Raw genomic sequence first — 10,948 nt, forward strand, 5'->3', positions numbered from 1 at the left:
GACCTGGGTACGCCCCGGTGCGGCAGCCCACCCGTGCCACCCTCGCCCACCCGCTCGTCGCCGCTCCGCGAGACGCCGCTCCGCGAGACGCCGGTCTGCGTAACGCCGGTCTGCTCGTCGGTGGTCTGCGCAAGGCCGAGGGGGGACGGGTCGGTGGGGGTGTACGGGGCGGCCAGGGCGGCGGTGATCCGGTCGGCGACGTCCGACGGCATCTCGGGGGCGTCGGCACCCCAGGCGGCCAGGTCCGCACCGACCGCGGAGAGCGCCGGAGCCAGCCGGGCCTCAGCCTGGGCCCAGGCCGCGTCCTCGGCGACCAGTCGGGCGACCACCGCCTCCTCGGGGGTGCCGTCGAGCACCCCACCGAGGTAGTCGGCGAGCAGGTCGAGGTCGACCTCCTCGAACCGGCCGGTGGTCACGATTCCTCCCCGAGGGCGTCCGGTCGGGAACGCCCCGACGCTGATCCGACGCCCTGGGCTGCGCGGTGGTTCCCGTCGGTGGCCCTCGACACGTCACCCGACCCGGTCGGCTCCGTCCCGGTGCGGAGGTGACCGAGCATCACCGCCAGCCGGGCGCGGCCCCGGGCACACCGGCTCTTGACCGTACCCTCGGCGACTCCGAGGATCCGGGCCACCTCGGCGACCGGGTAGCCCTGCACGTCGACCAGGACCAGGGCGGCGCGCTGCTCCACCGGAAGCCCGGCCAGCGCCTCCCGGACCACCAGGGCGGTGTCGTGGTCCGGGGCCGGTGCGGCGGGCTCGACGCCGCCGGTCGTCCGGTCGGCGTTCTCGCCCCGGGTCGAGTCCGGCAGCGGCACCGTGGGATGGGCCTGCCGACGTCGGATTCGGTCCAGGCAGGCGTTCACCACGATCCGGTGCAACCAGGTCGACACCGCCGACTCACCCCGGAACCGGGCGGCGGCCCGATGGGCCGAGAGCAGGGCGTCCTGGAGCGCGTCCGCGGCCTCCTCCCGGTCGCCCACGGTCCGCAGGGCCACCGCCCAGAGCCGGTCCCGGTTACGGCGGAACAGCTCGGTGAAGGCGTACGGGTCTCCGGCGGCGTGGGCCCGGAGCAGCTCCAGATCCGTCGCCTGTGGTGCCGGCCCGGTCTGGGCAGGCACCGACGGATCGGTGTACGGCGGCAGGCCCGGTGCCCCTTCGGTCACCGGGCCGGTCGTACGATCACCGCCGGCCATCACCATCCCCGCCGGTGTGAGGGTGGGCCTCGGTCACGACCCCTGAACCGTGATCTCCTGGACCCCGATCTTGTACCCGCCGTCGTTCGGCGGCAGTTCGGTGAGCCAGAACAGCAGGTAGCGGTACTTCTGGTCGGCGTCGAACCCGTTGAAGGTCATCGTGGTGCCGTCGTGGTCCTCGAACGGCTGCCCGATCGGGGCCCGCTCGTACGCCTTGAACAGCGCGTCGTCCGCCGTGTTCGACGACCCGCTGGGGGCGGTGGTGCCGCTGTAGAGGGTGGCGGAGGCCCCGACGGCGGAGAGGTTGACCTGGACCGACTTGACGGTCCGTTCGGTGCCGAGGTCGATCCACACCCCCATGCCCCGCTTGTAGTTGCCGAAGTTGGGCGAACCCTTGTACGTCTGGGTCGCCCACCCCTTGTCCTGGTCGCCGTCGAACACCCGCTCGGCACCGTCGAGGCCGAGCCGGTCCCGGCTGTCGGGGTCGATGATCTGGGCGCCGACGATGTCGAGCTTGCCCACCCGGGGGGCCGGTGCGGTGGTGCTGCCCTCGGTGACCGGCGCGTTCGGCGACGGCACTGCGGCGGGGGCGACCTGCGGCGGAGCGTCCTCCTCACCACCGAGCACCGTGATCCCGGCCAGGATGGCGACCAGGGCGAAGGCGAGGAGCCCGGCGACGCCGAAGACGACCTTCCGGTTCTTCACGGCGGCCAGCGCAGAGGGCTCGTCACCGGTCTCGGCGGCGAACCGCAGCGGCCCGGTGGGTTCCAGGAACTGTTCCTCGCCGGGGACGTCCAGCCGAGCCAGTTCGGCAGCGAGCACGTCCGAGTCCGGCGGGGTGATCCCCAGGTCGAGCAGGTCCATCGTCAGGTCGTCGAGGTACGCCGGAACTCCGGCCCGGATCTGCCGGGGGGAGGCCAGGGTGCCGCCCGCGTCCCGGAGGGCGTCCGGGATGGCGGCCCGGCCGTGCCCGGCGGTGGCCCCGTGCAGCGGCGCCTCGGCGTGCGGCCAGTGCCCGGTCAGGGCGAAGTAGAGGACCCCGCCGATCGCCCGGATGTCGCTCTCGGCGCTGTCGGCACCGTCGGTGCGGGCGTCGGCCAGGACCACCCGGCCGTCGTCGCTGATCATGACGGTGCCCGGGTGCATGTTGCCGTGCACCATGCCGGTGGCGTGCACGGCGGCCAGGGCACTGGCCACGGCGCTGCCGACGGCGGTGGCCCGCGCCGGGTCCAGGGGACCGGCGGCGACCATCTCGCGCAGCGACTGCCCGTCCACCCACTCGCGGACCACGTACGCCCGGTCCGCCTCGTCGATCGCGTCGTAGACGCCGACCAGGTTCGGGTGGATCACCCGGCTGGCGGCGACGGCGGCCTGGAGCATCTCGGTGGCGGAGTCGCCACCCGGGTACCGCAGGACGACCGCGACGGGACGACGGAGGATGACGTCGACGCCGCGCCAGACCAGTCGGCCCGCGCTGTCGTTGTTGATGTGCTCGACCAGCTCGTACCGCTCGGCGAGAATCTCACCGGCCGTGGGAGCACCGAAGGTGGCGACCGGCGGCGTGTTCTCCGCCGTCTCTCGACCCTCGCCGACCTGGGTCACCCGTCCTCCCTCGGTGATCGTGTCGATCGATGGACCCGCGCTGCTGGGCATGTGGCCTGTCCGCTCTGCCTTCGACGGAGACCGTCTCCCGGGTCGACGCGGGGCGTCGACGGTGCGGTATCCGTCGAGAGTGACCTTACCCGGGATCGTCCGGGCACCGACATGTCATCTTTCGGCCGCGTCCGGCAGGGTGTCGGAACTGAGAACCCTTGTCCGGTTGCGACCTCGGTCAGCCGTGTTGCTGCCACCTGTACTCGCCAATCTAGAGGTTGACCCCGACCCGGTGACACCGGGGCGACCCTCGTCGCCCTCGGTTCAATTCCCGCCGTACGGTCCCACGAACTCGGCCGTACGGGTGGTTATCCACAGGCCGAAACGGTTGCCCACCCGCGACGCACTGAGTTATCCACAGGCTCGTCCCCAGCTGTGTGACGACCGCTCACGTTCCGTGGGGGCGGTGGGGAGGGCAGGCGCCACGGGCGGGTCTCACCGGCCGAGCTTGCGTCGGACCATCCCGACCACCTCGGTGATCTCACGGATCCGCAGCAGCATCGCCAACCCGAGGTACGTCAGCGCGATGGCCGCCCCACCGACAGCCAACCGCACCGCCGCCGCCGCCCAGCTCAGGCTCCCCGGGTCACCGGGCAGCAGGTTCACCACCAGCAGACCCACGAGTGCCGCACCGATCGCCGCGACGAGGACCTTACCCAGCGTACGCATGATCTCACCCAGGCCGATCCGCCCGACCCGGGGCCGGAGCAGCATCGCCGAGACGATCGCCGCTGCCACGTACGAGACGGCGTTGCCGATCATCATCCCGGCCGCCGCGAAGGTGGCCGAGAAGGCGAGGAAGAGCCCGACCTGGACCAGCACCCGCAGGGCCACCACCGGGATGTTCACCAGGGCCGGGGTGCGGGTGTCGGGCAGGGCGTAGAACGCGAAGGTGAAGAGCTGACTGATGGCGAACGGCACCAGGGCCACTGCGGCGGCCAACAGCACGACCGAGGTGGCCACCGCGTTCTCGCCGGTGAAGGCGCCGTACCGGAAGACCACCACGGAGATCGGTCCGGCCAGGACCGCGTAGCAGACCGCGATGGGGGCCAACACCGCGCTGATCATCCGGGCGCCCCGGGACAGGTCGGCGACCAGGTCGCGCAGCCGCCCGTCGGCGGCGGCGGCGCTCATCCGGGGCATCAGGGCGGTGATGATCGATACGGCGATGATCCCGTGCGCCATCATCAGCAGCAGGAAGACGTTGTTGTAGATCAGCAGGCCGGCGGCGTTCTCCCCGGCGGCCCGGGAGAGCAGGTTGACCACCACGAAGAGGCCGAGCTGGTTGACGGCGACGTAGCAGAACATCCAGCCGCCGAGCTTGGCCACCTCGGCCAGGCCCAGCTTGCCGAAGTCGAACCGCAGCTTCCACCGGAAGCCCACCTTGCGCAGCGCCGGCAGCAGCCCCATGGCCTGCACGGCCACCCCGAGCAGGGTCCCCCCGCCGACCAGCACGATCTGACCGATTCCCATGTCGGCCGGGTCGAGCGCCCGCGCCCCGTAGACCAGGATGTAGAGACCGAGGGTGGCGATGACGACCAGGTTGTTCAGGATCGGCGCCCACATCGGGGCGGCGAAGTGCCCCCGGGTGTTCAACACCGCGGCGATCAGCGCGCTGAGCCCGGTGAAGAACAGCATCGGGAGCATCAGCAGGGAGAGCTTGGTGACCAGGCCGTTGTAGTCGTCGTCGCCACCGCCGCCCGCGTACAGGCGGGTCAGGACCGGGGCGGAGAGCAGCGCCAGCCCGACGGCGACGGCGAGCGCCAGGACCGCCAGGGTGAGCAGTCGCTGGGCGTACGCCTGGCCCCGGTCCGGGTCGGACTTGCTGCGCCGGACCAGCACCGGGATCAGGACGCTGGTCAGCACCCCGCCGAGGAGGAACTCGTACACCTGGTTGGGCAGGAACTGGGCGGTGGTGTAGACGTTGCCGACCACGTTGCCCAGGGCGGCGCCGATCATGAGGTTCCGGACGAAGCCGGTCCCTCGGCTGACCAGACTGCCGAGCGCCATGATCGCGCTGTTGGCGGCGGCGCTCGACTCCGCGACCTGCTCCTGCGGGGCGGCTGTCGCCTCCACTGCCGGGGGTTCGGCGGAGATGAAGGTGGCCCCGTCGTCCGGCGGCACCCCGCCCCCCTGTGTGGCGTTCGCGCTGCGGTAGAGCCCGCCGCTCATCTGTCGCCTCCAGGGGTAGATCGCCGACGGGCCACCGCCCGTACGCCACAGACCTTAGTCAACCGGTACGGGACACCCACGCCCGGCGGACAGGACCGACAGGCCGCCCGATAGTCTGACGATCCGATGTCCGAAGCCTCCGTACCCCCCGTCGCCGACCGCCGCGAACTCACCGCCGCGCAGCGCAACGCCGTCGCCGAACTGCTGCGGGTCTCCCCGGTCGCCGACGAGCTGGGTCGCCGGTTCGCGCGGGCCGGCCACGAGCTGCACCTGGTCGGCGGATCGGTCCGCGACGCCCTGCTCGGGCGGCTCGGCGACGACCTCGACTTCTGCACCGACGCCCACCCGGACCAGACCCTGAAGATCGTTCGGGGGTGGGCCGAGTCGGTCTGGGAGACCGGCCGGGAGTTCGGCACCATCGGCTGCCAGCGCGACGGCCTGCGGTTGGAGGTCACCACCTTCCGCGCCGAGGCGTACGACCAGGTCAGCCGCAACCCGATCGTCGAGTACGGCTCCAGTCTCACCGAGGACCTGAAGCGGCGGGACTTCACCGTCAACGCGATGGCGGTGAGCCTGCCCGACCACCGGTTCACCGACCCGCACGGCGGGCTCGACGACCTGGCCGCGAAGGTCGTCCGTACCCCGGGGACCCCGCAGGAGTCCTTCGGCGACGATCCGCTGCGGATGCTGCGCGCGGCCCGGTTCGCCGCACAGCTGCGCTTCGCCGTGCACCCCGACGTCCGGGCGGCGATGAACCGGATGGCCGCCGACCTGGACCGGATCACCGCCGAGCGGATCCGGGACGAGTTCACCAAGCTGCTCTGCGGTGCCGACCCGGTGACCGGGCTCCGGCTGCTCGTCGACACCGGCCTGGCCGAGCGGTTCCTGCCCGAGCTGACCGGCCTCAAGCTGGAGATCGACGAGCACGCCCAGCACAAGGACGTCTACGAGCACACCCTCACGGTCGTCAGCAACGCGATCTCCCTGGAGTCCGACGGCCCCGACTTCGTCCTGCGGATGGCCGCCCTCATGCACGACGTGGGCAAGCCGGACACCAAGGCGGTCGGGTCGGACGGCCGGGTCAGCTTCCACCACCACGAGGTGGTCGGCGCCCGCCTGACCAAGGCCCGGATGAAGGCGCTGCGCTACCCCAAGGACGTCACCAGCCAGGTGGTCAAGCTGGTCGGCCTGCACCTGCGCTTCTACGGGTACGGCCGGGGCGAGTGGACCGACTCGGCGGTCCGTCGGTACGTCACCGACGCCGGTGACCTCCTGTCCCGCCTGCACAAGCTCACCCGGTCGGACTGCACCACCCGCAACCGTCGTAAGGCCGCCCAGCTCGCCGGTGACTACGACGCGCTGGAGGAGCGGATCGCCCGGATCGCCGCCGACGAGGACCTCGCCCGGGTCCGCCCCGACCTCGACGGCAACGCCATCATGGAGCTGCTCGACGTGCCCCCCGGCCCGATCGTGGGCCGGGCCTGGAAGCACCTCAAGGAGCTTCGCCTCGAGCACGGCCCCCTGGACCGGGACGCCGCCGAGGCCGAACTCCTGCGCTGGGCCCGCGCCGAGGGCGTCTCCGACTGACCCGGTCCGCCCCTCGCAGTGACCGGGCCGCGCAGGTCCGGTCCGTCGTTTCTCCCGGGTCTGTCCTCTCTGTGGTGTTCTCTCCGTCGTGGATGCCCGACTGTGGTCGCACCGACGACGAGACGCTGGCGTATCGACCGATCGGCTGAGCTGAAATCCGTCGACAATCGTCCATGATGGTGCAGGATCAACCCCGGCCCTTCCACGCGCTTCGACGCGAGGACGGGTTCTGTCGTTCCTCGGCGTCCGGGATGACGCCGATCACCACACGGGGAGTTCGCATAGTGATACGTCGTGGCGTCATACGCCGCTCTGCGGCGGCCGGATTCGCCCTCGTCTGCGCATCCTCCGTCGCCTGTGTGGTCACCGGCAGCGCCGCGTCGGCGGCCCCCGGTGACCGGGAGCGGGCCTTCGTGCGGGGCACCGAGAACCCGGGTGCCGTGCCGGACCGGTACATCGTCGTCCTCAAGGACAGGGCGACCGACAAGGCCGTACGCTCCGCCGCCTCGACCCTGACCAAGGCCAACGGTGGGAAGATCCGCAAGATCTACACCGAGGCCGTCGACGGCTACTCCGCCACCATGACCCGCCGCCAGGCGCAACGGGTGGCGGACGACCCCGCAGTGGCGTACGTGGAGCAGGTCCAGCGGGTCACCGCGTCGGCCACCCAGCCGAACCCCCCGTGGGGGTTGGACCGGGTCGACCAGGTCACCCCGAAGCTGACCGGCTCCTACACGTACTCGAGCACCGGCAAGGGTGTCACCGCGTACGTCGTGGACAGCGGCATCGACATCGACCACACCGACTTCGACGGGCGGGCCGCCAACGGCTACGACTTCGTCGACGACGACGCGGTCGCCCAGGACTGCGACGGCCACGGCACCCACGTCGCCGGCACCATCGGCGGCACCACGTACGGGGTGGCCAAGCAGGTCAAGCTGGTCGGGGTCCGGGTGCTGAACTGCGTCGGCTCCGGCGACAGCGAGCAACTCCTCGCCGCCATCGACTGGGTGACCCAGAACGCGGTCAAGCCCGCGGTGGTGAACATGAGCCTCGGGTTCGGCGGGATCAACCACGCCGTCGACGACGCAGTCAACCGCTCCATCAGCTCCGGTCTGACGTACGTCGTCGCCGCCGGCAACGAACAGCAGGACGCCTGCCAGGTCTCCCCGGCGAGCGTCCCGGCGGCCATCACCGTCGGTGCCACCGACCGGATCGACTACCGGGCCTGGTTCTCCAACTACGGCCGGTGCCTGGACCTGTTCGCCCCCGGGGTTAGCGTCGTCTCGGCGAAGGCGGCCCCCAAGGTCGGCCAGGTGACCAGCGGCAGCGTGGCCTTCAACGGCACCTCGATGGCGGCGCCCCACGTGGCCGGTGCCGCAGCGGTGCTGCTCCAGACCGAGCCGGGGCTGACCCCGAAGCAGGTCCGCGACCGGATCGTCACCAACGGGACGGCCGGGGTCGTCCACGACCCCAGGGGCTCGGTGGACCGGATGCTCCGGGTCACCAGGAACATCCTGACCCGCAACTCCGTCGCCCTCAAGGCCCGGTCCAACGGCAAGTACGTCACCGCCCAGGACAAGGGCAAGAAGCCGCTGCTGGCGAAGGCGAGCGCGATCGGCGGCTCCGAGCGGTACGACATCGTCGACGCCGGAAGCAACCTGGTGGCCCTGCGCTCCAGGGCCAACAACAAGTTCGTGACCGCGCAGAGCAAGGGCACCCAGCCGTTGCTGGCCAAGGCGAGTGCGATCGGCGGCTGGGAGAAGTTCCAGCTCGTGCACAACACCGACGGTACGGTCAGCCTCAAGGCCACCGTCAACGGCAGGTACGTGTCGACGCCCAGCACCGGCAAGTCCCCGCTGATCGCGAGCAAGACCACCATCAGCACCTGGGAGAAGTTCGACATCGACGCCCCCGCGCCGGTGGTCAGCATCAAGTCCCGGGCCAACAACAAGTTCGTCAGCACCCCCAGCGCGGGCAAGTCCTCGCTGGTGGCGACCAAGACGACTGTCAGCACCTGGGAGAAGTTCGAGGTGGTGAACCGGGGCGACGGTTACTTCGCCCTGAAGGCGCTCTCCAACGGCAGGTACGTCACCGCCGAGAGTGCCGGGGCCAAGCCCCTGATCGCCCGGGGCACCTCGATCGGGACCTGGCAGGAGTTCGACTTCCTGTCCTACAACCCGGACGGCTCGGTGTACGTACGGGCCTTCATCGACGACCAGGCGGTCACCGCCGGCAGCTCCGGCACCAGCAAGCTGATCTCCAGCCGGAACATCAACTGGAACAGCACCACCCTCGGCCTCGGCAACGGCGAGAAGTTCTTCTTCTCCGCCGTCTGATCCTCCGCCGTCTGATCCTCCGCCGTCTGATCCTGCGGCGACGCCGAAGCGGCCCGGACCCCTTGCGGGGGTCCGGGCCGCATCCGTCGTCCTGCGAGCCGATGCTCCGGCGGTTCCCGTGGTGCTCCGGCGGTCCCGTGGTGCTCCGGTGGTCCCGTGGTGCTCCGGGTCAGCGGTCGACGGCGCTGCCGTCCACGGTTTCCCGGTCGGCGTTGCCGTTCGACGTCGTCGGAACGACGTTCTGCGCCGCGCCGAGCTTGGCGAGCAGGTTGGTCAGGTCGATCCCGGTCAGGTCGCTGCCGAGCTGGAGCCCCTGGGCCACGTTGCCGGCCACCGACTTGGTCAGCGAGGACGCCCCGTCGGTGGAGATGACTGTCATCTTGTCGATCGCGCCGATCGGGGCGCTGGCCGCCTCGACCACCTGCGGCAGGACCTTGACCAGCAGGTCCAGGACGGCTGCCTCGCCGTACGCACCGAATGCCTCGGCCTTGCGGGCCATCGCGTCGGCCTCGGCCTGACCCCTGGCGAGGATAGCGGCAGCCTCGGCCTGACCCTCCCGCTCGACCGCTTCGGCGATCGCGCTACGGCGGCGCTGCTCCGCCTCACCCTCCTTGGCGCCCTCGATGGCGTGCGCCTCGGCGAGCGCGGCACGGCGGGCCCGCTCACCCTCACCGGTGAGCCGGGAGTGCTCGGCGGAGGCCTGGGCGGCGGCGATGGTGGACTGCCGCTGGGCGTCGGCGTTGAGGACCGCCGCGTTGCGGGCCGCCTCGGCCTCCTGCTCGACCTTGTACCGGGCCGCGTCGGCGGGCTTGCGGACCTCGGTGTCGAGCTGACGTTCCTTCAGTTCGGCGTTGCGCTCGGCGACCTTCTGCTGCTCGGTGAGGATCGCCTGGTCCCGCTCGGCCTGGGCCAGCGGACCGGCGGCAGCCGACTTGGCCTTGGCCGCGTCGATCTCGGACTGGATCCCGGCCTGCTTGAGGGCGAGGTTCCGGTTCGCCTCGGCGATGACCTCCTCGGCGAGCAGCCGCTCCTGCTCGGCCTGCTGTCGGGCCCGGGCTTCGGCGATGGACGCGTCCTTGAGGACCCGGGCCGCCTCGGGCCGCCCGAGGTCCTGGAGGTACGTCCCCTCGGCCAGGATGTCCTGGAGCTGGAAGGTGTCGAGCACCAGGCCCTGGTTGGTCATCGAGTGCTCGGCCTCCTCGGCGACTGCGCTGGCGAACGCCGCCCGGTCCCGGATGACCTCCTCGACCGTGAGTCGACCGACGATCGAGCGGAGGGCACCGGCCAACACCTCACGGGTGAAGTCCTCGATCTCGTCCTGCTGGTGCAGGAACCGCTGGGCGGCGGCCCGGATGGCACCCTCGGTGCCGCCGACCTTGACGATGGCGACGCCCTGGAGGTCGGCGCGGATGCCCTGCTTGCTGACAGCGCCCTTGATGCTGACGTCGATCCGGCGGCTGGACAGATCCAGCGACTGTATCTTCTGCACCACCGGGAGGACGAAGACCGAGGCCCCGAGGACGACCTTCTGCCCGGAGTTGTCGGTGGAGCGGCTACCGTCCGCGCCCTGGGTGGTACGCCCCCTGCGACCGGTGACGATGAACGCCTCGTTCGGGCCGGCGACCTTGATCCGGGACAGGATGAACAGGACCAGGATGAGGACGAGGAGGACCGCGCCCCCGATGGCGATGAGAATTGGCATGCTGCTCCGTGTCTTTCAGTAGGTCTCGACGTGCACGCTGGTCTCACTGAGGGTCTGCACGACGAAGATCTGGGTGCCGACCGGGATGGGCCGGTCGGCGCGGGCGTTGAGTTTGACCGGCTGACCTGCGACGCGTACCCGGACTTCGCCGTAGCCCTCGGCCGAGACCGGGGTGACCACCAGCCCGATCGCGCCGACCAGGTGGTCACGGGTGGGCGTGGGGTCGGTGGGCATGTTCTTGGCCGCCCGGCTGAGCCGGGACGCGAGCCACGCGGTGGGCACCGCCGCGAGGGCACCGCCACC

General features: G+C 71.1%; 8 protein-coding genes. 2 read left to right on the forward strand and 6 right to left on the reverse strand.

What is annotated here, in order from left to right; genetic code table 11:
• The 4 genes from ABT336_RS25110 to murJ all read right to left on the reverse strand — a co-directional run.
• On the reverse strand, nt 1-416 hold a 416-nt coding region (locus tag ABT336_RS25110), incomplete at its 3' end, for an RsmA family anti-sigma factor (RefSeq protein WP_502891261.1).
• On the reverse strand, nt 413-1,198 hold the full coding sequence (sigM, locus tag ABT336_RS25115) for an RNA polymerase sigma factor SigM (protein ID WP_502891262.1): 786 nt from the start codon (nt 1,196-1,198) through the stop codon (nt 413-415). The genes ABT336_RS25110 and sigM, both read right to left, overlap by 4 nt.
• Before the next feature lie 27 nt (nt 1,199-1,225).
• Nucleotides 1,226-2,845: a protein kinase family protein gene (locus ABT336_RS25120; RefSeq protein ID WP_350899695.1), complete on the reverse strand. Its 1,620-nt coding sequence runs from the start codon at nt 2,843-2,845 to the stop codon at nt 1,226-1,228.
• Between the two features lie 435 nt (nt 2,846-3,280).
• The gene (gene murJ, locus ABT336_RS25125) at nt 3,281-5,017 is read right to left on the reverse strand and encodes a murein biosynthesis integral membrane protein MurJ (RefSeq protein ID WP_350899697.1); all 1,737 of its coding nucleotides are present in this window, start codon (nt 5,015-5,017) and stop codon (nt 3,281-3,283) included.
• Nucleotides 5,018-5,143: 126 nt separating this feature from the next.
• On the opposite strand from murJ, the gene ABT336_RS25130 reads away from it, so the two are divergent.
• Nucleotides 5,144-6,604 carry a CCA tRNA nucleotidyltransferase gene (locus tag ABT336_RS25130; protein WP_350899699.1) on the forward strand — a complete coding sequence of 487 codons (1,461 nt, stop codon included), beginning with the start codon at nt 5,144-5,146 and terminating at the stop codon, nt 6,602-6,604.
• Nucleotides 6,605-6,888: 284 nt separating this feature from the next.
• Nucleotides 6,889-8,943 carry a S8 family serine peptidase gene (locus ABT336_RS25135; protein ID WP_350899701.1) on the forward strand — a complete coding sequence of 685 codons (2,055 nt, stop codon included), beginning with the start codon at nt 6,889-6,891 and terminating at the stop codon, nt 8,941-8,943.
• A gap of 169 nt (nt 8,944-9,112) precedes the next feature.
• Here ABT336_RS25135 and ABT336_RS25140 read toward each other — a convergent pair whose 3' ends face one another.
• Nucleotides 9,113-10,645 carry a flotillin family protein gene (locus ABT336_RS25140; protein WP_350899703.1) on the reverse strand — a complete coding sequence of 511 codons (1,533 nt, stop codon included), beginning with the start codon at nt 10,643-10,645 and terminating at the stop codon, nt 9,113-9,115.
• A 15-nt stretch (nt 10,646-10,660) separates the two neighbouring features.
• Nucleotides 10,661-10,948 (reverse strand): NfeD family protein (locus tag ABT336_RS25145; RefSeq protein WP_350899704.1); only part of this gene is annotated, 288 nt, incomplete at its 5' end.

The organism is Micromonospora sp. NPDC000207, from assembly GCF_040300925.1.
Classification (GTDB): Bacteria; Actinomycetota; Actinomycetes; order Mycobacteriales; family Micromonosporaceae; genus Micromonospora.